At 68.5% G+C, this 23,827-nt stretch carries 27 protein-coding genes; 17 read left to right on the forward strand and 10 right to left on the reverse strand.

Translation table 11 applies throughout. The features are described from left to right. Window positions 1-8: 8 nt before the first annotated feature. The 3 genes from ASF27_RS16470 to ASF27_RS16480 form a co-directional block, all read right to left on the reverse strand. Entirely contained in the window at window positions 9-971 is a 963-nt protein-coding gene (locus tag ASF27_RS16470; RefSeq protein WP_056361771.1) for a metallophosphoesterase, read from the reverse strand. A 117-nt stretch (window positions 972-1,088) separates the two neighbouring features. After that, window positions 1,089-1,304 carry a hypothetical protein gene (locus tag ASF27_RS16475; protein ID WP_056174120.1) on the reverse strand — a complete coding sequence of 72 codons (216 nt, stop codon included), beginning with the start codon at window positions 1,302-1,304 and terminating at the stop codon, window positions 1,089-1,091. Window positions 1,305-1,603: 299 nt separating this feature from the next. Further along, complete coding sequence (locus ASF27_RS16480) at window positions 1,604-3,001, reverse strand: aminotransferase (protein ID WP_056173377.1); 1,398 nt, start codon at window positions 2,999-3,001, stop codon at window positions 1,604-1,606. Window positions 3,002-3,113: 112 nt separating this feature from the next. Here ASF27_RS16480 and ASF27_RS16485 point away from each other — a divergent pair, with 112 nt between their 5' ends. Next, the gene (locus tag ASF27_RS16485; RefSeq protein WP_056361775.1) at window positions 3,114-3,668 is read left to right on the forward strand and encodes a hypothetical protein; all 555 of its coding nucleotides are present in this window, start codon (window positions 3,114-3,116) and stop codon (window positions 3,666-3,668) included. Then, entirely contained in the window at window positions 3,658-4,404 is a 747-nt protein-coding gene (locus ASF27_RS16490) for an HAD-IA family hydrolase (RefSeq protein WP_056361776.1), read from the forward strand. The genes ASF27_RS16485 and ASF27_RS16490 overlap by 11 nt, the downstream gene beginning before the upstream one ends. Here ASF27_RS16490 and ASF27_RS16495 read toward each other — a convergent pair. Further along, entirely contained in the window at window positions 4,401-4,892 is a 492-nt protein-coding gene (locus tag ASF27_RS16495; protein WP_056173392.1) for a MarR family transcriptional regulator, read from the reverse strand. The genes ASF27_RS16490 and ASF27_RS16495 overlap by 4 nt on opposite strands. 150 nt (window positions 4,893-5,042) lie before the next feature. Here ASF27_RS16495 and ASF27_RS16500 point away from each other — a divergent pair, with 150 nt between their 5' ends. Further along, window positions 5,043-5,822 carry a DUF1499 domain-containing protein gene (locus ASF27_RS16500; RefSeq protein WP_056305989.1) on the forward strand — a complete coding sequence of 260 codons (780 nt, stop codon included), beginning with the start codon at window positions 5,043-5,045 and terminating at the stop codon, window positions 5,820-5,822. A gap of 3 nt (window positions 5,823-5,825) precedes the next feature. Here ASF27_RS16500 and ASF27_RS16505 read toward each other — a convergent pair whose 3' ends face one another. Beyond that, window positions 5,826-6,743, reverse strand: coding sequence for an MBL fold metallo-hydrolase (locus tag ASF27_RS16505; RefSeq protein ID WP_056362179.1), 918 nt, complete (start codon window positions 6,741-6,743; stop codon window positions 5,826-5,828). A 165-nt stretch (window positions 6,744-6,908) separates the two neighbouring features. Here ASF27_RS16505 and ASF27_RS16510 point away from each other — a divergent pair, with 165 nt between their 5' ends. The 3 genes from ASF27_RS16510 to ASF27_RS21735 all read left to right on the forward strand — a co-directional run bounded on the left by ASF27_RS16510 (window position 6,909) and on the right by ASF27_RS21735 (window position 10,544). After that, a complete protein-coding gene (locus ASF27_RS16510) occupies window positions 6,909-8,249 on the forward strand; it encodes an Nramp family divalent metal transporter (protein ID WP_056361779.1) in 1,341 nt (446 codons plus the stop codon). 149 nt (window positions 8,250-8,398) lie between these two features. Beyond that, window positions 8,399-9,808 (forward strand): carbohydrate porin, encoded by a 1,410-nt coding sequence (locus tag ASF27_RS16515; protein WP_244481026.1) that lies wholly within the window; start codon window positions 8,399-8,401, stop codon window positions 9,806-9,808. Between the two features lie 559 nt (window positions 9,809-10,367). Further along, a complete protein-coding gene (locus ASF27_RS21735) occupies window positions 10,368-10,544 on the forward strand; it encodes a DUF1328 domain-containing protein (protein WP_003599466.1) in 177 nt (58 codons plus the stop codon). A gap of 126 nt (window positions 10,545-10,670) precedes the next feature. Here the strand turns inward: ASF27_RS21735 and ASF27_RS16520 are convergent, their stop codons facing one another. Further along, window positions 10,671-10,889, reverse strand: coding sequence for a NepR family anti-sigma factor (locus ASF27_RS16520; protein ID WP_056261221.1), 219 nt, complete (start codon window positions 10,887-10,889; stop codon window positions 10,671-10,673). A 191-nt stretch (window positions 10,890-11,080) separates the two neighbouring features. On the opposite strand from ASF27_RS16520, the gene ASF27_RS16525 reads away from it, so the two are divergent. After that, window positions 11,081-11,884 (forward strand): response regulator, encoded by an 804-nt coding sequence (locus tag ASF27_RS16525; protein ID WP_056173403.1) that lies wholly within the window; start codon window positions 11,081-11,083, stop codon window positions 11,882-11,884. A gap of 718 nt (window positions 11,885-12,602) precedes the next feature. Here ASF27_RS16525 and ASF27_RS22415 read toward each other — a convergent pair. After that, entirely contained in the window at window positions 12,603-12,830 is a 228-nt protein-coding gene (locus ASF27_RS22415; protein WP_056173405.1) for a hypothetical protein, read from the reverse strand. A 64-nt stretch (window positions 12,831-12,894) separates the two neighbouring features. After that, entirely contained in the window at window positions 12,895-13,089 is a 195-nt protein-coding gene (locus ASF27_RS16535) for a general stress protein (RefSeq protein ID WP_056173408.1), read from the reverse strand. Between the two features lie 269 nt (window positions 13,090-13,358). On the opposite strand from ASF27_RS16535, the gene ASF27_RS16540 reads away from it, so the two are divergent. Continuing rightward, window positions 13,359-13,802, forward strand: a complete 444-nt coding sequence (locus tag ASF27_RS16540; RefSeq protein WP_056173412.1) for a Crp/Fnr family transcriptional regulator — start codon at window positions 13,359-13,361, stop codon at window positions 13,800-13,802. 3 nt (window positions 13,803-13,805) lie between these two features. On the opposite strand, the gene ASF27_RS16545 is transcribed toward ASF27_RS16540, so the two are convergent. Continuing rightward, on the reverse strand, window positions 13,806-14,246 hold the full coding sequence (locus ASF27_RS16545) for a VOC family protein (protein ID WP_056361781.1): 441 nt from the start codon (window positions 14,244-14,246) through the stop codon (window positions 13,806-13,808). Window positions 14,247-14,481: 235 nt separating this feature from the next. Between ASF27_RS16545 and ASF27_RS16550 the strand changes: the two genes are divergently transcribed. From ASF27_RS16550 to greA, 8 genes are all read left to right on the forward strand, one after another. Next, on the forward strand, window positions 14,482-15,123 hold the full coding sequence (locus ASF27_RS16550) for a L,D-transpeptidase (RefSeq protein ID WP_056173418.1): 642 nt from the start codon (window positions 14,482-14,484) through the stop codon (window positions 15,121-15,123). An 18-nt stretch (window positions 15,124-15,141) separates the two neighbouring features. Continuing rightward, window positions 15,142-15,294, forward strand: a complete 153-nt coding sequence (locus tag ASF27_RS21745) for a DUF3096 domain-containing protein (RefSeq protein ID WP_082479237.1) — start codon at window positions 15,142-15,144, stop codon at window positions 15,292-15,294. Window positions 15,295-15,451: 157 nt separating this feature from the next. Further along, entirely contained in the window at window positions 15,452-18,145 is a 2,694-nt protein-coding gene (ppdK, locus tag ASF27_RS16555; RefSeq protein ID WP_056361784.1) for a pyruvate, phosphate dikinase, read from the forward strand. 190 nt (window positions 18,146-18,335) lie between these two features. Then, window positions 18,336-18,590 carry a hypothetical protein gene (locus ASF27_RS16560; protein WP_056305981.1) on the forward strand — a complete coding sequence of 85 codons (255 nt, stop codon included), beginning with the start codon at window positions 18,336-18,338 and terminating at the stop codon, window positions 18,588-18,590. Between the two features lie 194 nt (window positions 18,591-18,784). Then, window positions 18,785-19,738, forward strand: a complete 954-nt coding sequence (locus tag ASF27_RS16565) for a cell wall hydrolase (RefSeq protein ID WP_056362185.1) — start codon at window positions 18,785-18,787, stop codon at window positions 19,736-19,738. Between the two features lie 221 nt (window positions 19,739-19,959). After that, entirely contained in the window at window positions 19,960-20,547 is a 588-nt protein-coding gene (locus tag ASF27_RS16570; protein WP_056361787.1) for a hypothetical protein, read from the forward strand. Window positions 20,548-20,632: 85 nt separating this feature from the next. Further along, window positions 20,633-21,619, forward strand: coding sequence for an MDR family oxidoreductase (locus ASF27_RS16575; RefSeq protein ID WP_056361790.1), 987 nt, complete (start codon window positions 20,633-20,635; stop codon window positions 21,617-21,619). A 54-nt stretch (window positions 21,620-21,673) separates the two neighbouring features. Further along, a complete protein-coding gene (gene greA / locus ASF27_RS16580; protein ID WP_056173438.1) occupies window positions 21,674-22,135 on the forward strand; it encodes a transcription elongation factor GreA in 462 nt (153 codons plus the stop codon). A 9-nt stretch (window positions 22,136-22,144) separates the two neighbouring features. Here greA and ASF27_RS16585 read toward each other — a convergent pair whose 3' ends face one another. Next, entirely contained in the window at window positions 22,145-23,026 is an 882-nt protein-coding gene (locus tag ASF27_RS16585) for a LysR family transcriptional regulator (protein ID WP_056361793.1), read from the reverse strand. A 145-nt stretch (window positions 23,027-23,171) separates the two neighbouring features. Between ASF27_RS16585 and wrbA the strand changes: the two genes are divergently transcribed. Next, a complete protein-coding gene (gene wrbA, locus ASF27_RS16590; RefSeq protein ID WP_056262209.1) occupies window positions 23,172-23,771 on the forward strand; it encodes an NAD(P)H:quinone oxidoreductase in 600 nt (199 codons plus the stop codon). The last annotated feature ends 56 nt before the right edge of the window (window positions 23,772-23,827 follow it).

Here is a 23,827-nt window from a genome sequence, read left to right on the forward strand (position 1 = left end):
CCAGCGCCTCAGCCGTGCCGGAGCCCGTGGTCCCGCACGGCGGGGCCGGGCGTGACGATTCCCGGTCCGGCCGCGCCCCCGAGTTCGAGCAGAACGATCTCCGGGGGCACGCCGAAGCGCACCGGCACCCGACTGACGCCGAAACCGCCCGAGACGATCATGTGCCGGTTCTTCAGAACCACGTGCCCGTAGGCGAAGTCGTTGCCTTTTCGCGATGGAATCACGGGTGAGTAGCCGAACAGGCGGATCTGCCCGCCATGGGTGTGGCCGGCCAGCGTCAGGGACACCCGCTCGGGCACATCGAGGAACACGTCCGGCTCGTGCACCATGAGCAGCACCGGGGCCGCGTCGGTGATCTGCGCGAGGGTGGCGGGCAGGTCGTCGCGACCCTCGTAATTGCCGACCTTCACGAACGGCTCCTGGTCGCCGAGGCCCGCGATCCAGAACGGGTGCCCGTCCTTCTCCAAGCGAAGCACGGTGTTCTCCATCACCGGGATGCCGCGCGCCTCCAGCACGCGCTGCGCCTCGGTGACGTCGCTTCTGCCCGCCTGCGTGTCGGCGTCATCCCACCAGTCGTGATTGCCCAGGATGGCGTGGACGCCGAGGGGTGCGCGCAGGCCCTCGACCACCCGGGCGAACTCCATCAGCGGCACCTTGCGGAAGGTGACGGTCGGACTCGCCGGATAGTCGCCCAGCATCAGGATCAGGTCCGGCTTCAGCGCGTTGGTCGCATCGACGATCTCGGCGATGCGGTCGAGGGGCATGAACGGCTCGCCGACGTGAAAATCCGCCAGGACCGCGACCCGCAGGCGCAAGCCCGGCGTCCAGCGTGGAAGCACCGGGCTGTACCGGGTCACGACGAGGCGGAAGCGCGGCTCGATGACGAAGGCATAGGCCCCGGTGGATAGGCCGAGAACGCCCGCCGCGCCGAGGCCGCCCAGCACTTGCCTGCGACTCGGCAGGATCAACATCGAAAGGGTCCTCGGGTGACGGGCCGATCCCGTCTCCCTCGGCGCCAATGGTGACGAATTGACGACGGCGCAGGGCGATTCAGACGGTCCCCGCACCACCGAAGGACCACCCGAGCATCAGACCTGCGGAGCGTCCTCGTGCTCGAAGCGCGCCGCCATCCGGGCAGCCTTTGCCCGGGTCGCCACCGCCTTGCCCGCCAGAGCCGACACGAGGACCGCGGCGGCAAGCGCCGGAAGGGCCACGGGCCGGAAGCTCTCCGCGACCCGGCCGGAGGCGGGGGTACGACGGTCGAGTTCGGGGGCGGCGCTCTGGGTCTGATCGGGGGCGTACATGAAACGGGTGTCCTGCTTTGCGCTCATACGGCGGCCGCCGGGGTGTCCTGACCCGCCCGGTCGCCCCACGCTCGCGGGCACCTTGCGGTTCGACCCGGACGCGTGTCGAGCTTCACAGCAACCATAAAGGTGGTCGCAATATGAATGGCGGATTAAGACTACGCGGATGCCCGAAATCACGGCAGCCTTGTTTCTCGTCACAGACAGCCGAGGCAACAGATCCGTGATCGACGTTGCGGCATTGCAATAACCCGCACCGCAATGCGGTCGTTGCTTGAATACAGCTGGCGTGTGGCCCGTCAGCCACGGGCGTGGGACATGGCTTCGAGCCCTTCCGCGGCGATCCACGCCTGGGTCCGATCGAGGGCACGGGTCAGGCGATCGAACAGGGTGTCGATCTCGTCGGGCGCGATGACGAGGGGCGGGCACACGGCGACGCGGTCGCCGGCGAGAAACCGGACGATCAAACCCTCGGCCTGAGCGAACGCGACGCACCGGGCGGCAACGCCCAGCTTGGGGTCGTACTGCCGCTTCGTCTTCTTATCGGCGACGATTTCGAGACCGCCGATGAGGCCGAGCCCGCGCGCCTCGCCGACGATGGGGTGATCGGCGAGTGCCGACAGGCGGGCCTGGAAATGCGGCGCCTTGCGGGCGACGCCCTCGATGATCCCGTCGCGGCGGTAGATCGCAATGGTCTTGAGGGCCACCGCACAGGCGACGGGGTGCCCGGAATAGGTGGTGCCGTGACCGAAGGTGCCGAGCTTGGCGCTCTGAGAGACCATGTGCCGATAGAGCGGCTCGTCGATGGAGATGCCGCCGAGCGGCATGTAGCCGGAGGTCACCGCCTTGGCGAAGGACAGGCTGTCGGGCCGCATGCCCATGGCCTCGGACCCGAACCAGGTGCCGAGCCGCCCGAAGCCGCAGATCACCTCGTCGGCGATGAAGCGCACGTCGTGGCGGTCGAGCACCGCCTGGATCTTGGCGTAGTAGCCCGCCGGCGGCACGATGGCGCCACCGGCCCCCAGCACCGGCTCGGCCACGAACGCCGCCACCGTGTCGGGGCCTTCACGCTGGATGAGGGCCTCGAGTTCGGCGGCGAGACGCGTGGCGAACGCCTCCTCGGTCTCGCCCGCTTCGCCGTAGCGGTAATGGTGCGGGCAGCCCGTGTGGAGGAAGCCCGGCAGGGGCAGGTCCCAATCGGCATGGTTGGCGGGCAGCCCGGTCATCGAGGCGGTGGCCACCGTGACGCCGTGGTAGCCCTTCACGTGGGAGATGATCTTCTTCTTCTTCGGCCGGCCGAGCGCGTTGTTGAGGTACCAGGTCAGCTTGACCTGGGTGTCGTTGGCCTCGGAGCCCGACGAAGTGAAGAAGATCTTCGAGGTCGGGACCGGCATCAGCTCCTTCAGGGTCTCGGCGAGCTCGATGGCCGGGTCGTGGCTGCGGCCCGAGAACAGGTGCGTGAACGGCAGACGCGACATCTGCTCTTTCGCCGCCTCCACCAGCTCCTCGTTGGAATAGCCGAGTGCCGTGCACCACAGGCCGGCCATGCCTTCGAGATACGGACGACCGTCGCTGTCGTAGACCCAGACGCCATGGCCGCGCTCCAGAACCAACCCCCCGGTCTCGCGGAAGGTCGCGAGGTTGGTGTAGGGGTGGATGAGGGTCTCGACGTCGCGGGCCGCCAGGTTCGAGAGCATCGGGTGTCCGTTCCATGAAGCGGGCCGCACGGGGCCCTGATCGGAGCGGCCACACTAACGGCCCGATGCCCGGGCATAAACCCGCTCACCGTCGCACCGGACGCACGCTGTCATGCTCTCGCCCACCACCCTCGACCCCGCGAGCGTCATCGCCTCACCCGCCCCCGGGCGGGCCTGCGGCCCCTGCACCCTGTGCTGCAAGGTCTACGATGTGCCGGCCGTCGAGAGCACCGCCGGGCAATGGTGCCGGCACACTGCCCAAGGCCGCGGCTGCGCCATCCACGCCAGCCGGCCAGACCATTGCCGGGCCTTCCACTGCCTCTGGATGACGGAGGCCTGGCTCGGCCCCGAATGGAAGCCGGACCGCGCCAAGATGGTGCTCAGCCTCGATCCCGTGTCGCGCCACATGAACGTGCAGGTCGATCCCGGCCAGCCCAACGCCTGGCGGCGCGAGCCGTACTATACCCAGCTCAAGCGCTGGGCCGCGTCGTCCCTGCCGCAGAAGCGCCACGTGCTGGTCCATCTCAACAAGGTCACCACCGTGGTGCTGCCCGACCGCGACGTGAACCTCGGCGTGTTCGAGCCCGGCGACCGTATGGTGGCCCGCGAGCGCGTGACGCCCACCGGCATCGTCATCGAGGTCGAGAAAGTTTCCCATGCAGCGTGAGCGCGGGGGATTGTGCGGCATCCTGTTCGACAAGGACGGGACGCTCGTCGATTTCGACCGCACCTGGGGCCCCGCCGCCCACGCGGTGATGGCGACCCTCACGGGCGGGGACCGCGGCCGCTTCGAAGATCTGATGCGTGTGAGCCACTACGTCGAGGCCGAGCGGCGCTTCCTGCCGACGTCGCCGCTCCTCGCCGGTGCATCCTCGATCTACGGGCCGCTCTGGGCGCGGGTGCTCGGCCGTCCCGCCGGACCGAAGCTGTACGCCGAGATGGACCGGCTGTTCCGCGAGGCCGCCCTGCGCTCGCTCCATCCCATCGGCGCACCGGCGGACCTTCTCGCGCATCTGGCCGCGGGAGGCTACGCGCTCGGCATCGCCACCAACGACGCGGAAGCGTCCGCCCGGGCCCAGTCCGCGGTGCTGGGTCTGATGCCGCATCTCGGATTCCTCGCCGGTTACGATTCCGGGCACGGGGCCAAGCCCGAGCCCGGCATGGTCCTGGCCTTCGCCGCTCATCTCGGGGTCGACCCGTCCCGCGTCGCGCTGGTGGGCGATACGCCCGCCGACACCCAGGCGGCACGGGCCGCGGGGGCTGTCGCCATCGCGGTGCTCAGCGGACCGGCGGGGGAGGGCGCCCGCGAGACCATGGCGGCCCTGGCCGATCACGTCATCGGCTCCATCGACGACCTGCCCGCCCTGCTGGCCGAGATCGAAGGCGCGAAGACTCAAGGCTAGCCCCGGGGAGCGGCCGCATCCTCGCGGGCGACATCGCGCCAGCGCAGCACCAGCCGCTCGAACCCGGCGATGTCCTCCGGAGCGAGACGGCCGAGGGTCCGGGCGACGTAGGCCTTCTGAGCCGCGATGCCACGGGCGGCGAGATCCGCGCCGGCACGCGTGAGGTGGAGGGCGTGCGAGCGCCGGTCCCCGGGGATCGCGCGGCGCTCGACCCATCCGGCCTCCACCAGGCGATCGACCAGGCCGGAGACATTCCCCTTCGTGACATAGAGCCGCGCCGCGAGATCCTGCTGGGTGGCGCCCTCGCGCTCGGTCAGGGTGGACAGCGCATCGAATTGCGGGATCGAGAGGCCCAGCCCACGCAGTTCCGCGCCCATGGCGGCGGTGACGCGGCGGTTGAGGCGGATGAACCGGAACCAGACCCGAAGCGGATCCGGGGTCTCGGCCTCCGGCAACGCCGCGGATCGGTCTGGGGCGGTCGCGCTCATGGTCGCCTCGCTATAGCAGAACCGGTGGGCAGCGGAAGCACGGGCGGGTGGCGCGCGGTGCCGACGCCCGGTAAAGCTCGGCGGGCCGCCTCGGAGTCTCCCGCGGCCGCGCGAGGGGCAGCGTGCCCGACAGGGATCGTCGTCAAACCCATGCGTCGTCTGCCCTTCGAGGAGCCCGTCACCCGCGCCGGCCCGCTCGCCCGCACGGTCGCCGGCCTCGCCCTGTTCGTCAGCCTGTTCGCCCTCGTGCTCGTGCGCGATCCGCGTGCGGAGGCCGGTCCGGCCCTGGCGACCCTCGGCGCCGGCCTGGTCCTCGCCGTCACCGCCGTGGGGCTCGCGGCGTTCGCCTTCGTACGGGTCTGGCGCGAGGGCGCGCGCGGCCTCGGCGCGGCGCTGGCCGGGCTGTTCGTGGCCTGCCTGATCCTCGCCTATCCGGCCTTCGTGGGCCTGCGGGCCCTGCGCCTGCCCGCACTCACGGATATCTCCACCGATATCGACAACCCACCGGCGTTCTCGCGCTCGCGCACCGCCTTCGCGGCTCGGGACGGGCGCTATCCGCCGGACCCCGGACCGGCGGCGCGGGCCAGCCAGCGCGCGGCCTATCCGCAGGTCGCGCCCTTGACCCTCGACCTCGATGCCGACGTCGCGTTCGAGCTCGCCCGCAAGGCGGCGGTGAATCGGCGCTGGCAGATCGTCGAGGCGATCCGCCCCGGCGGCCGGATCGGCAACGGCCGGATCGAGGCAGTGTCGCGTGGCCTCCTGCTCAACCTCGCCGACGACGTCACCGTCCGGGTCCATCCCCGGGCCGATGGTGCCCGGATCGACGTGCGCTCCGCGTCCCGCCTCGGGAGCCACGATTTCGGCGGCAACGCCGACCGCATCCGCGCCTATCTCGACGAGGTCGCCAACCTCGCCATCGCCGTCAAATAGGCGTCAGGCGGGGGCGTAGCGCCCCTCCAGGCGCGGTGGCCCCTCGGTGACGACGAGGCCGCGCTCCACCAGATCCTCCAGATGGGCGAAGACCGATAGGGCGGCGGCGCCCCGGAGGGCTGGATTCAGCCCCTGGTAGATCGCCCCGACGATGGCGCGGATATCGCGGTCGCCGGCCTCGATCCGCGCACGGATCGTCGTCTCGCGCTGCCGGCGATGGGCGCTGAGCCCGCGGACGAACCGGCGCGGGTCCCGAACCGGACCGCCATGCCCCGGCCAGTACACGGTCTCGGTCCGCTCGCGGAGCTTGTCGAGGGAGGCCATGTAGGCCCGCATGGAGCCGTCCGGCGGCGCCACGATGCTCGTCGACCACGCCATGACGTGATCGCCCGAGAACAGGGCGGATTCTTGCGGCAGCGCGAAGGCGAGGTGGTTCATGGTGTGGCCCGGGGTCTCCACCGCCTCCAGGGTCCAGCCATCCCCCGTCAGGGTATCGCCCTCGCGCATGAGGCGATCCGGGACATGGTCGCGGTCCGCACTCGCGTCGAGGTGCGGGAACTCGCCCTCGGCCAGATCGCGCGCCGCCCGGTGCGGTCCGCAGCCGACGATGGGCGCCCCCGTGCGGGCCTGGAGCAGGCGCGCTGCCGGCGAATGGTCGCGATGGGTGTGGGTGACCACGATGGCCTCGACCCGCTCGCCGGCGATCGAGGCCAGGAGCGCGTCGATGTGAGCCGCATCCTCCGGGCCGGGGTCGATGACCGCGACGGCACCGGTCCCGACGATGTAGGTGCAGGTGCCGCTCGCGGTGAACGGGCTCGCGTTGGGGCAGACGCGGCGCCGGATCAGGGCCGACAGCCGCTGCGTCTCGCCACTCGTGGGAGCGCCCGAGTCGAAGACCGGATCGTCGCGCGTTTCGCTCATGCGGTCTCCGGGGAGGTCCATGGACATGCCCGCCCCTACGCGATCCCCGGGCGCGCGACAACGCCACGGGAATGAAGCCTTTTATTTTCATTATAGCCAATGCTATATCGCGAGAAGGCAAGCTGGGCGCGGAGCCGCGCCGTCACCGAGGGACCGTACGGAGCGATGGGTTATCAGGACGACGCGTGGCGCTTCCACCGCGACACGCAGGAGCAGCCGAGCCTCGGCGCCATGAACGGCAGCGTTCCGGTGCTCGCAACCGGGACGTGGCTGCGCCGGCTCCTGGCCTTCATCGGGCCGGGGTACATGATCTCGGTCGGCTACATGGACCCGGGCAACTGGGCCACCGACATCGCCGGGGGGGCCCAGTTCGGCTACACCCTGCTCTCCGTCATCCTGCTCTCGAACCTCATGGCCATCGTGCTGCAGGCGCTGGCTGCGCGGCTCGGCATCGCCACGGGCCGCGACCTCGCCCAGGCCTGCCGCGACCACTATTCGCGTCCCGTCGGCCTCGTCCTGTGGCTCGCCTGCGAGGCGGCGATCATCGCCTGCGACCTCGCCGAGGTGATCGGCACCGCCATCGCCCTCAAGCTCCTGTTCGGCATTCCCCTCGTGCTGGGGGCGACGATCACGGCGCTGGACGTGTTCCTGATCCTGCTGCTGATGCGGCGCGGCTTTCGCGCCCTCGAAGCGTTCGTGATCGCGCTGCTCGGCGTGATCTTCGTCTGCTTCGGCGTGCAGATCGCCCTGGCGAGCCCACCCCTGCAGGCGGTGCTCGGCGGCTTCCTGCCGACGCCCGAGATCGTGACGAACCCGGCGGCCCTCTACATCGCCATCGGCATCATCGGCGCCACGGTGATGCCGCATAACCTCTACCTGCACTCCTCCATCGTACAGACCCGCGCCTACCCGCGCACCGACGAGGGCAAGCGCGCGGCCTTCCGCTTCGCCTTCACGGATTCCACCATCGCGCTGATGCTGGCGCTGTTCGTCAATGCGGCGATCCTCATCCTGGCGGCCTCGGTCTTCCACGCCAACGGGCGGACCGACGTGCAGGAGATCGAACAGGCCTACGAGCTCCTGTCGCCGCTCCTCGGGGCCGGCATCGCCTCGACCCTGTTCGCCGTGGCGCTCCTCGCCTCGGGGCTGAATTCCACCGTGACCGCGACGCTCGCCGGCCAGATCGTGATGGAAGGTTTCCTGCGGTTGCGCATCCCCGACTGGGCGCGCCGGCTCATCACCCGGGGCATCGCCATCGTGCCGGTGATCGTCGTCACGGCGCTCTACGGCGAACAGGGCACCGCCCGCCTCCTCGTCCTGAGCCAAGTGGTACTGTCGATGCAGTTGCCGTTCGCCGTGATCCCCCTGGTCCGCTTCGTCTCCGATCGGAGCAAGATGGGCGCCCTGGTGATTCCCGGGTGGATGAAGGTCCTGTCCTGGGCCATCGCCGGGCTGATCGTCGTCCTCAACGTCAAGCTCCTGATCGACACCGTCATGGGCGCCTGATCCGGCGGCGCGTCGCCCGAAAGGGTCGCGGGCCGCCTCTTTCCGAACCAGCGCACGACGGAAACGGACCCGGGGCAAACCAGGGCGCCGCCGGATAAACACACCTCGAAAACATAGCCGTGGCTTACTCTTCCAGCGGAGGCTTCACCATGTCCGGTCCACCCCGCGCCTGGCGGGCGGCATTCGCCTCCCTGATGATCTCCGCAACCCCGCCCCTCGCCCTGGCGCAGGCTCCCGAGGAGATCCCCGAACGGCCGCCGCAATCGGCCGCCGCCGAGCCGCAGGGTGATTTCCCGGTCTCGATCCGGTCGTCGCTCGGCCCGTGGGGCGATCCCGGCGGCCTTCGCGCCGCCTGGGCCGTACGCGGCGTGAACCTGACGCTGCTGTCGACCGACGAAGTGCTGGGGAATCCCCATGGCGGCGTGCGCACCGGCCCGATCTACGCGGGCAAGGTCGAAGCCATCATCAGCCTCGACCTCGAGCGCCTCGCGGGCCTCGACGGCGTGAGCGCTTTTGCCAACGCCTTCCGGATTCACGACACCGGCGGCCTGCGCGACCGAAGTTTTCAACGGCTCATCACGGTCAGCAACATCGAAGCGTATCCCACCACCCGCCTGTCGGAACTCTGGCTCGAACGGCGGTGGGACTCGGGGCTCGGCCTGCGGATCGGTCAGCTCGCCGCCGACGGGGAGTTCTTCGCCTCCGAGACGGGCAAGCCGTTTCTCAGCAACGACTGGCCGACGATCACCGGCGCCAACCTTCCGAGCGGCGGACCGGCCTATCCCCTGGCCACCCCCGGCATCCGCCTGCGCTACGAAGCCGGCGCGGACCTCTCGGCTCTGGTGGCGGTGTTCAACGGCGATCCCGGCGACCAGCGCGTGGTCAACCGGTACGGAACGAACTTTCGCGTCGGCGACCCGCCCCTGGTGATGGCCGAGATCCAGATGCGGCGGAACCAGGAGACGGAGACACCTGCGCTCGCGGGAACCCTGAAACTCGGGGGATACCGGCATTTCGGCCGGTTCGACGATCTGCGCTTCGGCGCGGACGGCCTACGTCTCGCGGATCGATCCAGCCTCGGGACGGCGCGGCGCTTGCGCGGGACCAGCGGGATCTACGCCGTCGCCGATCAGCAACTCTACCGCCCGGACGGGGGCGGTCCATCGAGCGGTGTGTCGGTCTACGCCCGCGTCTCGGCGAGCCCCTCGGACCGCAACCCGATCGACCTGTGGGCGGATGGCGGTGTCGTCGTCGCCGGCTTGATCCCGGGGCGGCCGGACGACCTGTTCGGCGCCAGCGTGATCTACGCCCGGATCAGTGAGGCCGCGCGCGGCTTCGACCGCGACCGTGTCGACCTGCAGGCGAGTGGGGAGCCGATCCGCACGGCGGAAGCGACCTTCGAACTGTCGTATCAGGCCCAGATCAGACCCGGCTGGACCGTGCAGCCGGATCTTCAGTACATCTCCAATCCCGGGGGCGGACTCGCGGACCCCGAGCGCCCCAACACACGGATCAAGGGTGGTTTCGTCTTCGGGATGCGTTCGACCCTGGTCTACTGACCGGACGCGTCCCGGATCGAGGCGATCACGACCGCCGACGCGTGGGGCGAACGCGCACGGGTACGAGCCGCGGCGCGGGGGCCGACCCTTCCACCAGGGCGCCGAGTCCACGGGACACGGCTTCGCCAACCGAACCCGCTGCCTTCACGAGGCGCCGCACGATCGATCCGACGAACGATGTACTCATGACGGGCTCCTTGATCAGCGACGGGTACCGAACGCGACCGGCGACGGGCCGGTTCCGATGACGGTTGAGAGACAGGTAAGGAGCGATGTCGTGCCTGCGCAGGACCGGAGGTCGATCCGTCGCACCATCACGCCGCTGCGCCCTCAGCTGCCCCCTGGGCCGTGAGCTTGACGGTAAATCTGGCACGCCGAGTACCGGTCCGGCAAGGCGGCACACGGCCGTTGAGGTTTGAAACGAGCCATGCGCGAAAATCCTTCGCGGTCGCTGTGAATCCGACCGGACGACGCCGGAACCGGGGCGAAAACTTGGCGTTATTGCTGCAATGAGGTCGCAGCCTGACGCTGCACCAAATCTTTCGAAGGATAGAGTCAGATGCTCGGTTGGGCCGTAACATTCCTCGTCGTCGCCCTCGTGGCAGCTCTGCTCGGTTTCGGCGGTATTGCCGGCACCGCCATGGAAGCCGCGAAGCTCGTGTTCTTCGTCGCCATCGTTCTGTTCGCCATCTCCGCCGTCATCGGCCTGATGCGCGGACGTTCCCCGACCCTCTGACGGGCGTCGGTTCGCACGGCACCGGCCGGGTGGGCATCGGCCCACCCGAAGCGATCAACGAGGGCCGCCGGCGCATTGCCGTGCGGCTCTCATCGATTCGGATGGTACGGGCGCCGGATCGGCGCCTCAGGACGTCGCTTCGTCCGGCGGGGACGCTTCGAGCTGGGCAATGAGATCGCGGAAGCGGTCGGGTACCGGTTGCTGCACGACCGTATCGTACATGGCCCGAAGGTGCAGACCGATGCGCTTCTGGGTGTGGTCGCTGAGGCCACGGCCACGGGTGTCCTCGTCGGCACGCACGGTACGATCCCCTAGGGCGGGATCGCCCTTGTCGTGTGTGTTCATGCGTCGATTCCCCTTGATGCCGGACACCGGCATCGCCGCGATTGTTTTGCGGCTTGACATAGGTCATGGCTGCAGCTGCAACGCCGATGCGATCAGTCGGTTCCCGTCAGGCGGAACGGAGCTCTCCAATCCGCGTTGTGGCGGAAGCGGCCAAGGCACGCGGCCAAGAACGGCAAAGCCAAGGGGATAGTATGTCGACAGCCCAACTCGTGGTGCAGCACCTGCCGTATCTGCGCCGCTACGCTCGGGCGCTCACGGGTAGTCAGGTCGCCGGAGACGCTTACGTCGCCGCCACCCTCGAGACCCTCGTGAACGAGCCCGAGACGCTCGGCCGCAGTGCCAACGTCAAGGCCGATCTCTTTCGCGTGTTCACGCGCATCTGGAATTCCCTGTCGGTGAACGGCCAGAGCGAGCAGGTGCAGCACGACCTGCCGGCCGAAGTCCGGCTCGGCCAGATCACGCCCCTGCCGCGCCAAGCCTTCCTTCTCTCGTGCCTTGAAGGGTTCTCGGAGGAAGACGCTGCAATCATCCTCGACGTCGACGTCAGCCAGGTTCGCGACCTCGTCGACGAGGCCGGCCGTGAGCTCGCGGCCGACATGGCGACCGAGATCCTCATCATCGAGGACGAGCCGCTCATCGCCATGGACCTCGAAGCCCTGGTGGAAGGGCTCGGCCACAACGTCATCGGCGTGGCCCGCACCCGCACGGAGGCGATCAAGATCGCGTCCGAGGGGACCCGCCCCGGACTCATCCTGGCGGACATTCAGCTCGCCGATGGAAGCTCGGGCCTCGATGCGGTCAACGACCTCTTGAAGACCTTCGAGGTGCCGGTGATCTTCATCACCGCCTACCCCGAGCGCTTCCTCACCGGCGAGCGTCCGGAGCCGGCCTTCCTCATCGCCAAGCCGTTCCAGCCCGCGAACGTCTCCGCGGTGATCAGCCAGGCGCTGTTCTTCCAGCAGAGCGCACGCCGCCGCGAGGTCAAGTCGGCCTGAACGCCCCTCGACCCCACGATCCTCGGCAACAACCGACGAAAGGCCCCGTCACATGCCGGGGCCTTTTTGCTGACCTGTTCGGACCGGGCCCGTGGCGGCTGAAGGACCAAAAAAACGGGCCGGAGATCGCTCTCCAGCCCGTCGAAAAGGTTCCGGCCTATGCACAAGGGGATGCGGGGGGAGGACCAGGCGGCCGGGGTGACCAGACAACGATCCGACCTCGCTGTCGTTCCGTCTCCCGGCATGGGCGGCTCGAATTTTTTGCGCACAGCGGTTTTTGCGCCACACCTGCAGCTCGGCGGAAGCAGGATTTCCGTCAAATCGTAACGATCCGTACTTCGAGCTGTACTGGAGATTGCTCAATTCGAAACAGTCGAGGAACCCGAGACTGCGAGACGCGTTTGCTCGATATCCTGTCAAGCTCCTCATCGGAGATTACGACGATGTTTCGGTCAGGCCTCCTCCTCAGTGTCAGTGCACCGGCTGCGCTCCTGACATTGCTGATCCAGCCGACCGTCCAGCAGGCTGCCGACCAGAGGGCACCCCAGGCAGCACCATCGACCGTCATTCAGGTCACCTTGTCGGGACCGGATCTTCCCGGGCAGCGCGTGGCATCGACGGCGATCAGTCCGGTGCGCTTCGCGTCCGTGAGCCGCCCGTCATACTCCCCGAAGCCCGGTGTACTCGGACAGAGCGGCCGGACCGCGAGTGAGAAGGATCAGCCGAAGGTCCGCCGCTCGATGCGCGAAGGCTGCGAAGGCGCCATCAGCTCACTGGCCGGACCGGAGGCGCGCCGCATGCTCCCGGGTCGTTGCATTTCCTGATTTTCGTCGACCGGGAGTCGCTCCAGCACAACCTTCGTCATGGTCGCGCATAGGCCGACATCGCCAAGAACTGGTTCTTGGATGAGAAGACTCTGAAGGGGCATGAAAAAGGCCTCGTCCATTTCGGACGAGGCCTTTTTGTTTCAATTGAGCTTGGAACCCCCGAAGGGGCTCCAATGACCGGTATCAATCCTCGCCTGGGCGACCGGTGCCGGTGGACTGACCACCCTTGCGACCGGCGGACGACGCCAGTTCGCGATCTTGGGAGAACGAGCGCTTCTCGGCCGGCACACTGCGCCCGCCCTTGCTCGCGATCTCCCGCTGCCGCTCCAGATCCATCGAGGCAAAGCCCCGCTTCGAGGTGGAGTTCGATGCCATCAGCGCCTCCTCAGATTTGCTCTCACTGCCAAGACAACCTTCACCAATATCGATGGTTCCTTAGGGAAGCCCGGGCTGATCAGCGTAGAGCGGGACAAGCGTGGCTATAAGCATGGGTATAGGAAACGCTCGCGTATAGGGCACTTCGACGGCCTCGGCACGGCGGCTCTCCCGCCCCGTGGCTTTGCCGGGACTGGACAATCCGTGTGCGACCCGCATGGATGCGGCATGGAAAACCGTTCGATGCCGCCGCGCGACGCTGGGGTGCGCCAATGACCCTCGACACCGAGGTCTCGTCGTTACGGCAGGTGCCGCTGTTTCGAGGCGTCGAACCGTCGCGCCTGAAGCTCCTCGCCTTCACCAGCGAGCGGGTTCATTTCGAGGCCACCCAAGAGCTGTTCGCGCGCGGCGATACCGCCGATGCGGCCTATCTGATTCTCGAAGGCGAAGCCGAGGTTTCCATCGAAGGGCCGCAGGGACCGTTTCGGCTGGCGCTCCTCGGCGCCAACGCCCTCCTCGGCGAAATGGGAATTCTGGCCGACCAGCCTCGCTCGGCCACGGTCGCGGCTCTGACACCCCTGACGGCCCTGCGCATCGACCGCACGGTCTTCCTCGAGCTCCTCGCTCAGTTCCCGCAGATCGGCATCGCGGTCATGCGTGAACTCGCCCTGCGCCTCGAGCAGACCAACCAGCAATTGGCGCAGAGCCGGAGCTGACGTTCACTCCGGGTAGGTGATGAACTCCATCAGCGATCCGTCCGGATCCCGGAAATAGACGCTGAGGCCCCGACCGGCCGCACCGTCGCGTTCCACGGGCCCGCGCTCGACCGGCACGCCGTGCGTCGCGAGATGCGCCATGGCCCCCTCGATGGGGCCGGACCAGCGAAAGCACAGGTCGCTGTTGCCGGGCATCACCGGCTTCTCGGCAAGCGGCGTCGCCTCGATGCCCGGACCATGGACATTGAGCTGCACGCCACCGAAGCGAAAGGCGGCCCCGACGGGGCGCTCCACGATCTCGGCCCCGAGCACGTCGCGGTAGAAGGCCGTCGAACGTGCCCAATCGGATACGTGGATCACGCAATGATCGAGATGGATCGCCGGGGCGAGGTAGTCGAGGACGTCGCCTGCGTCGGAGACGGGCAGGGTCTGGGTGTCGGCCATGGGCGGATCCTCGTGTGGCGTTCATGATGCGATCAAGCGCGACGCCGACGCAACACCGCGGATCGCCTGATCGAGCCGCGGTTGCCTCGCAGCCTCGCCTGAATATGGCGGTGCGGGGGCGACGCTTCCCCACACCTGCGGCGTGAAAGATACACCCTCGGCGGTCCGGGACGGCTAGTCAGGGGGAAGAATCCTGCAACCCGCCCCCCTCAACCCACACCCCGCGGAGCCAGCCATGTCCACCCGCCGCCTCATCTTCGGCCTGCTCCTCATCGCCCCCCTGGCGGCCTGCAACGCGCGCGGCCCCGTCAACGTCGCGGCCGACGACGATGCCGCCTGGTACACCGGCACCATGCCGGACAAGCCGTTCGACGTGCCCATCGTCGACAAGTCGCGCCTCGATCCGAAGTACCGGCGCCAGATCGTGCGCTACACCGGGCCGGAGAAGCCCGGCACCATCGTGGTCGACATCGACAATCGGCAGATCGCCCTGGTGCAGGAGGACGGCACCGCCGTTCAGTACGGCGTCGGCGTCGGCAAGGCCGGCTTCTCGTGGAAGGGCGAGGCTCGCATCGCCCGCAAGGGCGTGTGGCCGGATTGGAGCCCGACCACCACCATGGTCTCGCTCAATCCCGATCTGCCGCGCACCCGCAAGGGCGGCCTCGACAACCCACTCGGCGCCCGCGCGCTCTACCTCTACCAGGGCAACCGCGACACGCTGTTTCGCATCCACGGCACCAACGAGCCCTGGAGCATCGGCGAGCAACTGTCGTCCGGCTGCGTGCGCATGCTGAACGAGGACATCGTCGACCTCTACGAGCGCGTCCCCGTCGGCACCCAGGTGCTGGTGAAGCGCAACGGCAAGTATCGGGTGTAAGACGAGGACCGTTCGGCCATGACCATCACCATCGCCCACCTGCAGCCCCTCGTCGCCCTCGGCGCCGGGGTGCTGATCCTGCTGATCCCCCGGATGCTGAATTTCATCGTCGCGGCCTACCTCATCCTCGTCGGGCTGATTGGCCTCGGGGTGTTTCGCGCGCTATCGTGAGCCGGCGCGACGGCGGTCGGTGACAGAGGTACAGAACCGTCACGCGGGTCCCCACTCCGCGCGGCGTTCATCTTGCGTTGCAGCATGAGATGGTCCAACCCGCCGGGTACGATAGGCGCGCAATTCGCGTTTCATTCCAGCAACCGGACGGGTGACGATGGGCAAGTGGGTCTATTCCTTCGGTGACGGCAGGGCCGAAGGCCAGTCGTCCATGCGCAACCTGCTCGGCGGCAAAGGCGCGAACCTCGCCGAGATGTCCAATCTCGGCCTTCCGGTGCCCCCGGGCTTCACCATCACGACCGAAGTCTGCACCGCCTACTACGACAACGCGCAGACCTACCCGGCCGAGCTGAAGGCCGAGGTGGCCGCAGCCCTGGAGACCGTCGGCAAGCTCACCGGTCGCGGCTTCGGCGATCCGAAGAACCCGCTCCTCGTCTCGGTCCGCTCGGGCGCCCGCGCCTCGATGCCCGGCATGATGGACACGGTGCTCAACCTCGGCCTCAACGACGTCACCGTCGAGGCCCTGGCGACGGGCGCCGGTGACCCGCGCTTCGCCTACGATTCCTACCGGCGCTTCATCACCATGTATTCCAACGTGGTTCTGGGCGTGGAGCACCACGCCTTCGAGGAGGCTTTGGAGCATTACAAGGAGGAGAAGGGCGTCAGCCTCGACACCGAACTCGGTGCCGACGACTGGAAGCATCTCGTCGGGCGCTACAAGGCCATCGTGAAGGCCGAGCACGGTTCCGACTTCCCGCAGGGCGCGGAGGACCAGCTCTGGGGTGCCATCGGTGCCGTGTTCGATTCGTGGATGATCCCGCGCGCCAAGAAATATCGCGAGTTGAACAACATCCCCGAGAGCTGGGGCACGGCCGTCAACGTCCAGGCCATGGTGTTCGGCAACATGGGCGACACCTCGGCCACGGGCGTCGCGTTCACCCGCAACCCGTCCACCGGCGAGCGCGCCCTCTACGGCGAGTTCCTGATCAACGCCCAGGGCGAGGACGTGGTGGCGGGCATCCGCACCCCACAGGACATCACCGAGAAGGCTCGGCTTGAGGCCAAGTCCGAAAAGCCGTCGATGGAGCGGGCGATGCCCGAATCCTACGCCGAGTTGGTCCGGATCTACGGTCTCCTCGAGAACCACTACCGCGACATGCAGGACATGGAGTTCACCATCGAGAGCGGCAAGCTCTGGATGCTTCAGACCCGCAACGGCAAGCGCACGGCCAAGGCCGCTTTGCGCATCGCCGTCGATCTCGCGGCGGAGGGTCTGATCACCCAGGAGGAGGCCATCGGCCGGATCGAACCGGCGGCCCTCGACCAGCTCCTGCACCCGACCATCGACCCGAAGGCTGAGCGCAAGGTGATCGCGTCGGGCCTGCCCGCTTCGCCGGGCGCCGCCACGGGCGAGATCGTGTTCAATTCCGAGGATGCCGAGGCCGCCCGCAAGGCCGAGCGGAAGTGTATCCTGGTGCGCGTGGAGACCTCGCCCGAGGACATCCACGGCATGCACGCCTCCGAGGGCATCCTCACCACGCGCGGCGGCATGACCTCGCACGCAGCCGTGGTGGCGCGCGGCATGGGCAAGCCCTGCGTTTCGGGCTGCGGCACCGTCCGGGTCGATTACAAGGCCGGCACCCTGTCGGTGGCCGGCACGGTTCTGAAGGCCGGCGACAAGATCACCATCGACGGGTCCACCGGTCAGGTGCTGCTGGGCGAGGTGGCGATGCTGGAGCCGTCCCTGTCGGGCGAGTTCGCGACCCTGATGGGTTGGGCCGACAAGGTCCGCACCATGAAGGTCCGAACCAACGCCGACACGCCGACCGACGCCCGCGCCGCCCGCAACTTCGGCGCCGAGGGCATCGGCCTGTGCCGCACCGAGCACATGTTCTTCGAGGGCGACCGCATCGTCGCCGTGCGTGAGATGATCCTCGCCGACGACGCCGAAGGACGCCGCTCGGCGCTGGCCAAGATCCTGCCCTACCAGCGCCAGGACTTCGTCGAGCTGTTCACGATCATGTCGGGTCTGCCCGTCACGATCCGCCTGCTCGATCCGCCGCTGCACGAGTTCCTGCCGCATACCGACGTGGAGGTGCGGGACGTCGCCAGCAGCATGGGCGTGTCGGAGGACAAGCTGCGCCGTCGGATGACGGAGCTGCACGAGTTCAACCCGATGCTGGGCTTCCGTGGGTGCCGCCTCGCCATCGCGTTCCCGGAGATCGCCGAGATGCAGGCCCGCGCCATCTTCGAGGCCGCCGTCCAGGCCGCCAAGGAGACCGGCGCCCCGGTGACCTCGGAGGTGATGGTCCCGCTGGTCTTCACCAAGATGGAGTTCGACATCGTCAAGGCGCGCATCGACGCCATGGCGAAGGCCGTCTCCGAGGAGACCGGCAGCGCGGTGGACTATCAGGTCGGCACCATGATCGAGCTGCCCCGCGCCGCCCTGCGGGCGGGCGACATCGCCGAGACGGCGGAGTTCTTCTCCTTCGGCACCAACGACCTGACCCAGACGGCGCTCGGCATTTCCCGCGACGACGCCGCGACCTTCCTCGGGGCCTACACCCAGAAGGGGATTCTCGCGGCCGACCCGTTCATCTCCATCGATCAGGAGGGGGTCGGCGAACTCGTGCGCATCGGCGTCGAGCGCGGCCGGGCCGTGCGTCCGGACATCAAGCTCGGCATCTGTGGCGAGCACGGCGGCGACCCGGCCTCCATCGGCTTCTGCCAGGAGGTCGGCCTCGACTACGTGTCGTGCTCGCCCTACCGCGTGCCGATCGCCCGCCTCGCTGCGGCACAGGCGGCTCTGGCCGCCCGCGACGCCGCCAAGGACGCCGTCAAGAAGGCCTGATCCGGAGGCTCGATCCGAACTCTTCCGGGTGGCTTCGCGCCGCCCGGGAGAGTCGCGGCGAAATCCGTTCAACAAATTGTCGAAAACGCGGCGAACCGATTTCGTGCCGGCACGTTCAGTGCTAGTGCCGATCCATTGCGCGAGCATTCCAGCTCATTGGGGCGGCTGCCATCGCGTGGGAACGCCGGCCATGATCGATACGACGCCCACCCCGCTCTACCTCAACGAAAATTCCGCCGTCACCCCGATCCCGAAGGTGGTCCAGCAGGCCTCTCTCTGGACATTCGGCGGCCTCGCCACCCTGGCGCTGTTCGTGTTCGCCGTCGCCACCCAGAGCGGTGCGGATGCGGAGCGGATCGCCGAGATGCGGACGGGCGGCGACAGCGCACCCTCCGCCCTGGTCAAGGCATTTGCCGTCGCCCACGGACGCCCCGGCACATTCTGAACCAACCGTTGCGGAACGGGCTTAACCGCTCCGCAACCATGCCACGCAAATATGCCTGAACCGGCTGCCGCATAGGGAACCCCTTCGGGTGACCTGATCGGCCGACCGGAACGGTGTTGCGGAACGTGGATCGGTTGGGCGTGGGCACGAAACGGGTACAACGCGATTCGAGCCTGCGCTGGTTCAGCGCCGCCATGGCGCCCTGGGCCGCCGGCATGGGCTTCCTTGTCTCCTTCACGGCCAGCGCCGGCACCGAAGGCGCGACCCGCTCCCTCGCGCACGATGTGCGGATCGCCTCGGCCTTGCCGCACGGGGTCCCCCTCATCGGTGGACGGGTGAGCACCGAGCGGATGCGGGCGGGGCTTCCTGCCGAGCTCGACCGCGGCAATGCTTCGGTTCTGCATGCCAACCTCTCCGGCTCGGCCAACGGCGCCCTCCTGCCGGGACCGGCCGTCTGGAATCCGGAGCTCGAACCGGATCTCGGCTTCGTCCCGCCCCCGGCCGACGGGGAGGAGGCCATCGAGACAAGCGACGGTGCGACGCCCGCGATCCCCCGCGCCGTCGCCCTGTCGTCGACGACCCCGGCCCCGGCCGATGCGACGCCCATCGAGGTCGCGGCCGCGAACCTCGCCATTCCGGGCGGGCTCGCCATTCCGGGGTTCTCGCCGCGCCGCGACGCCGAGGGGCCGGTCGGCGACAGCGCCCGCCATCGCTACGCCGACCTCATCGGTCCCGACGCCCTCGATCGCGAACAGCGCTGCCTCGCCGAAGCCGTCTACTTCGAAGCCCGCAGCGAGCCCGAGGACGGCCAGGCCGCCGTGGCACAGGTGGTGCTGAACCGGGTCAAGAGCGGGCTCTACCCCAGCAACGTCTGCGGTGTGGTCTACCAGAACCGTCACCGCTACATGGGCTGCCAGTTCTCCTTCGCCTGCGAGGGCAAGTCCCTGCGCATCACCGACGGGCCGTCGTGGCAATCGGCCACCCGCATTGCCAGCGCGGTGATCGAGGGACGGACGTACCTCAACGAGGTCGGCGGGGCGACGCATTACCATGCCGATTACGTGAAACCCGGCTGGTCGCGGCGCCTGCGCAAGATGGACGTCATCGGGCGGCACATCTTCTACCAGCTCAAGCGCGGGCAGACCTGAAGGCCGGTCGAGCGCAAACCAATGAGCAAAAGTGATCCGGTTCCATCGAATTCTACCTAAGTAGGGGAAGATCTAAGTAGTCCTAAGCTTAGGTTAATTTTACCCTGAGTCTGAATTCGGCTTGCCCGAGCGGCAACTTGGCTGCCTCTGATACGTCGAGATGCGCGCACCACAACGGCGCCATCCCGCCAGTATCCGCGTCACAGCCCGAGGAAGCCCGCATGACCGCGCCGGTCACCCGATTCATCCCGTTTGCCTCCGCCATCGCCGGCGCCGTTCTGTTCGCAGCCTCCGCCCAGGCGGGCGGCTGTGGCGGTGCCGAATGCTACCGCCACGTCTCGACCCCGCCGGTCTACGGCGCCGTGTCCGAGCGCGTCCTCGTGCGCCCGGCCGAGACCGTCTACCGCACGATCCCGCCGATCTACGAGACCGTGTCCGAGCGCGTCGTCGTCAGCCCGGGCGGCCGTGTCTGGCAGACCCGTCGCGATCCCTACGGCGAGCTCGTTGGTTGCTGGGTCGACGTGCCGCCGCGATACTCTGTGCGCCATCGCCGGGTGCTGGTCCAGCCGGCCCAATCGATCCCCGAGACGATCCCGGCCGAGTACGCCAGCATCCGCCGCCGCGTCCTCGTGCAGCCGGCCCGCGCCGGATGGGTCCCGGCCAATTACGGCAACGGCGGCGGCTATCCGGGCGTCTACGGACCCCGCATCGGCTCGATCCCGGATGCCGTCGGCATCGCCGGCGCCAGCTCGGCGGATATCGGCGTCGGCCTCGGTTTCTCCACGGGCAGCATCTACGACGGGTACTGAGACGCCTGACGCCCCGGCCGAACCGGCCGGGGCGGTTGATTCCGCCCGGCCATGCCACACCTCCCTGCTGACGCGGGAGGTGCGCATGGACCGGTTCAAGGCGTGGGTGGTCGAGAAGACCGAGACGGGGCAAGCCCTGACGTTCCGCGATTTCGACGCGGCCGACCTCATGGACGGCGACGTCACCGTCCGGGTCACCCATTCCACCGTGAACTACAAGGACGGACTGGCCATGACCGGGCGCTCGCCGGTGGTGCGCCGCTTCCCGATGATCCCCGGCATCGACTTCTCCGGTGTGGTCGAGGCGTCGGATCACCCGAATTACGCCCCCGGCGATGCGGTGATCCTCACGGGCTGGGGCGTTGGTGAGACCCATCTCGGCGCCTATGCGGAGCGGGCGCGGGTGAAGGGCGACTGGCTCGTGCCCCTGCCGGAAGGGCTCGACGCAGCCGACGCCATGGCCATCGGCACCGCGGGCTACACGGCGATGCTGTGTCTCATGGCCCTTGAACATCACGGCGCTCGGCCTGGCGACGGTCCCGCCTTGGTCACCGGCGCATCCGGCGGCGTCGGCTCCGTCGCCGTGGCGCTGCTCGCCCGGGCCGGCTGGCAGGTCATCGCCTCCACGGGCCGGACCGGCGAGGAGGATTACCTCCGCGGCCTCGGCGCCACGGAGATCCTCGACCGTGCCGAACTCTCGTCCCCGGGCAAACCCCTGGCGAAGGAGCGTTGGGCCGTCACCGTCGACGCCGTCGGCTCCGTGACCCTCGCCAACGTGCTCGCCGGGACCAAGGCGGACGGCGCCGTCGCCGCCTGCGGGCTCGCCCAGGGCATGGACCTGCCGACCTCCGTGGCACCGTTCATCCTGCGCGGCGTGTCGCTCCTCGGCATCAACAGCGTGACCACGCCGCTGCCGAAACGCCGCGCGGCGTGGGCGCGCCTCGCCAGCGACCTCGACCGCACGGCCTTGGCCGCGATGACCACGACGGTGCCCCTGGCCGAGGTGGATCGCCTCGCCGAACGGATCCTTTCGGGCGGCGTACGCGGACGGACGGTGGTGACCGTTCCTTAAATGGATCGTCGGTCGGGGCGGAACTTAGCCGTACCGAGGCGCATTGCTGGTTTCATGAGCAGTGCATTTGTCAAAGAGACCGAAGGCGGCGAAGCCTTCGAGGATCTCCCCGATCGCCCCATCTCGGAGCACCCGAACTTCGTCACACCCGAGGGGTTGGCGCAGATCGAGGCCGAGGTCGCCCGCCTGCGCGATGCGTTCTCGGCCCTGACGCCCGACGCCAAGGCGGACGAGTCCCGCGTGACCCGCGACCTGCATTACTGGACGGCGCGGCTGGGATCGGCCCAGCTCGTCGAGGTCGAGCCCGGCGACGTGGTGCGGTTCGGCTCCACAGTGACCATCGCCCGCGCGGACGAAAGTCATCAGAGCTTCCGTATCGTGGGCGAAGACGAGGCGGATCCGACCCAGGGCAGCCTGTCCTACGTTTCGCCCATGGCACGGGCCCTGACCGGCAAGGGCGTCGGCGACACCGTCGAGGTGAACGGCCAGGAGATCGAGATCATCGAGACCAAGTAGGCTCGGAGATTATCGAGGCGGAGCCGTCTTGCCCTCGATTCCGGGGCGCAACGTCACGATCTCCTCGGTCATGAAATCCATGAAGGCCCGGACCCGCGCGGCATGGCGCAGGTCCGGATGAGTCAGGAGCCACAGGCCGGCCGACAGCTCCGGCAGGTGGTCCGACAGCCGCACGAGACCCGGGCGTGCGTCGGCCGACCAGCAGGGCAGGGGGCCGATGCCGATGCCGGCCTCCACCGCCTCTCGCAGGCCCAGCACCGTGTTGAGGGTGAGGACCACGCGCTCGGCGGCGGCATGGCTCTCGCGGAACCGTACGAAACGTCCACCCGCCACACCGTTACCCGGCACCACCCACGGACATTCCTCCGTCGGTCGCCCGGTGAACTCGGACCGCCCGTAGACGGCCCAGGCGATGGTGGCGAGCCGGCGCCCGACCAGGTTCGCGGCGGGTGCATCACTGGCGCGCAGCGCCACGTCCGCGTCGTGGCGCGACAGGTTGAGGGCCTCCTCCGAAACCAGCAGGTGCAGGCGGATGCGTGGGTAGCGCACGGTGAATCGGGCCAGCACCGGCATCAGCATATCGGCGACGAGACCCGCCGGGGTGGTGATTCGAAGGTCGCCCACGGGACTGCGATCCTGTCCGGCGAGTTCGCGGGTGAAGCGCGCGACGTCGGCTTCCATCCGCCCGGCAGCCTCCACCATGGCGAGACCGGCGCCCGTCAGTGCGTAGCCGGCGCGGTGACGGTCGAACAGCGTCGTGTCGAGGGCTGCCTCGATCCCGGCGAGACGACGGAACGCCGTCGAGGGATTGATGCCGAGATGCTCGGCCGCCCGCGCCAGGCCGCCGTGTTCAGCGACGCTGCGCACGAGGCGAAAATCGTCCCAGTCCATTCCGTCGGCTCCGATCGTGCATTCCTGCAAAGATCGTTTTGCAGAACAGGGCGTTTTCGCAAAGGCAGTTCCGAGCGATAAGGCACGGCGAAACGCGTGCCGGCTCCGATGGGCCGACCCGTGCCACACCGTAGGAGACGACCCGATGACCAAGGTTCTGGTGCTGTACTATTCGTCGTGGGGCCACGTGGAGAAGATGGCCGAGGCCGTCGCCGAGGGCGTTCGCGAGGCCGGGGCCGAGGTCACGATCAAGCGCGTGCCGGAACTGGTGCCCGAGGAGGTCGCCCGCCAATCGCACTACAAGCTCGATCAGGCCGCCCCCATCGCGGCGGTGGACGAACTCCCGGACTACGACGCCATCATCTTCGGTACCCCGACCCGTTACGGCAACATGGCCGCGCAGATGAAGCAGTTCATCGATCAGACCGGCGGCCTCTGGGCCAAGGGCGCACTCGTCGGCAAGGTCGGCTCGGCCTTCACCTCGACGGCGAGCCAGCATGGCGGCCAGGAGACGACACTGACGAGCTTCCACACGGTGCTGCTGCACCACGGCATGGTGGTGGTCGGCCTGCCCTACGCGTTCCAGGGCCAGATGGGTGTCGACGAGGTGAAGGGCGGCTCGCCCTACGGCGCCACCACCCTGGCGGACGGCGACGGCTCGCGCCAGCCGAGCGCCACGGATCTGGCCGGTGCCCGCTACCAGGGCCGCCACGTCGCCGGCATCGCCGCGAAACTCGCCGGCTGACGCGACGCCGGGGATTCCCGCCCAAGAAAAAAGGCTCGGATCGCTCCGAGCCTTGA

This window comes from Methylobacterium sp. Leaf102 (genome assembly GCF_001422425.1).
In the GTDB taxonomy this organism is placed as follows: domain Bacteria; phylum Pseudomonadota; class Alphaproteobacteria; order Rhizobiales; family Beijerinckiaceae; genus Methylobacterium.

Coding starts and splice junctions, on each gene's coding strand:
- ASF27_RS16470 (WP_056361771.1), bottom strand. CDS start 971: ATGTTGATCCTGCCGAGTCGCAGGCAAGTGCTGGGCGGCCTCGGCGCG.
- ASF27_RS16475 (WP_056174120.1), bottom strand. CDS start 1,304: ATGTACGCCCCCGATCAGACCCAGAGCGCCGCCCCCGAACTCGACCGT.
- ASF27_RS16480 (WP_056173377.1), bottom strand. CDS start 3,001: ATGCTCTCGAACCTGGCGGCCCGCGACGTCGAGACCCTCATCCACCCC.
- ASF27_RS16485 (WP_056361775.1), top strand. CDS start 3,114: ATGCTCTCGCCCACCACCCTCGACCCCGCGAGCGTCATCGCCTCACCC.
- ASF27_RS16490 (WP_056361776.1), top strand. CDS start 3,658: ATGCAGCGTGAGCGCGGGGGATTGTGCGGCATCCTGTTCGACAAGGAC.
- ASF27_RS16495 (WP_056173392.1), bottom strand. CDS start 4,892: ATGAGCGCGACCGCCCCAGACCGATCCGCGGCGTTGCCGGAGGCCGAG.
- ASF27_RS16500 (WP_056305989.1), top strand. CDS start 5,043: ATGCGTCGTCTGCCCTTCGAGGAGCCCGTCACCCGCGCCGGCCCGCTC.
- ASF27_RS16505 (WP_056362179.1), bottom strand. CDS start 6,743: ATGAGCGAAACGCGCGACGATCCGGTCTTCGACTCGGGCGCTCCCACG.
- ASF27_RS16510 (WP_056361779.1), top strand. CDS start 6,909: ATGGGTTATCAGGACGACGCGTGGCGCTTCCACCGCGACACGCAGGAG.
- ASF27_RS16515 (WP_244481026.1), top strand. CDS start 8,399: ATGTCCGGTCCACCCCGCGCCTGGCGGGCGGCATTCGCCTCCCTGATG.
- ASF27_RS21735 (WP_003599466.1), top strand. CDS start 10,368: ATGCTCGGTTGGGCCGTAACATTCCTCGTCGTCGCCCTCGTGGCAGCT.
- ASF27_RS16520 (WP_056261221.1), bottom strand. CDS start 10,889: ATGAACACACACGACAAGGGCGATCCCGCCCTAGGGGATCGTACCGTG.
- ASF27_RS16525 (WP_056173403.1), top strand. CDS start 11,081: ATGTCGACAGCCCAACTCGTGGTGCAGCACCTGCCGTATCTGCGCCGC.
- ASF27_RS22415 (WP_056173405.1), bottom strand. CDS start 12,830: ATGGACGAGGCCTTTTTCATGCCCCTTCAGAGTCTTCTCATCCAAGAA.
- ASF27_RS16540 (WP_056173412.1), top strand. CDS start 13,359: ATGACCCTCGACACCGAGGTCTCGTCGTTACGGCAGGTGCCGCTGTTT.
- ASF27_RS16545 (WP_056361781.1), bottom strand. CDS start 14,246: ATGGCCGACACCCAGACCCTGCCCGTCTCCGACGCAGGCGACGTCCTC.
- ASF27_RS16550 (WP_056173418.1), top strand. CDS start 14,482: ATGTCCACCCGCCGCCTCATCTTCGGCCTGCTCCTCATCGCCCCCCTG.
- ASF27_RS21745 (WP_082479237.1), top strand. CDS start 15,142: ATGACCATCACCATCGCCCACCTGCAGCCCCTCGTCGCCCTCGGCGCC.
- ppdK (WP_056361784.1), top strand. CDS start 15,452: ATGGGCAAGTGGGTCTATTCCTTCGGTGACGGCAGGGCCGAAGGCCAG.
- ASF27_RS16560 (WP_056305981.1), top strand. CDS start 18,336: ATGATCGATACGACGCCCACCCCGCTCTACCTCAACGAAAATTCCGCC.
- ASF27_RS16565 (WP_056362185.1), top strand. CDS start 18,785: ATGGCGCCCTGGGCCGCCGGCATGGGCTTCCTTGTCTCCTTCACGGCC.
- ASF27_RS16570 (WP_056361787.1), top strand. CDS start 19,960: ATGACCGCGCCGGTCACCCGATTCATCCCGTTTGCCTCCGCCATCGCC.
- ASF27_RS16575 (WP_056361790.1), top strand. CDS start 20,633: ATGGACCGGTTCAAGGCGTGGGTGGTCGAGAAGACCGAGACGGGGCAA.
- greA (WP_056173438.1), top strand. CDS start 21,674: ATGAGCAGTGCATTTGTCAAAGAGACCGAAGGCGGCGAAGCCTTCGAG.
- ASF27_RS16585 (WP_056361793.1), bottom strand. CDS start 23,026: ATGGACTGGGACGATTTTCGCCTCGTGCGCAGCGTCGCTGAACACGGC.
- wrbA (WP_056262209.1), top strand. CDS start 23,172: ATGACCAAGGTTCTGGTGCTGTACTATTCGTCGTGGGGCCACGTGGAG.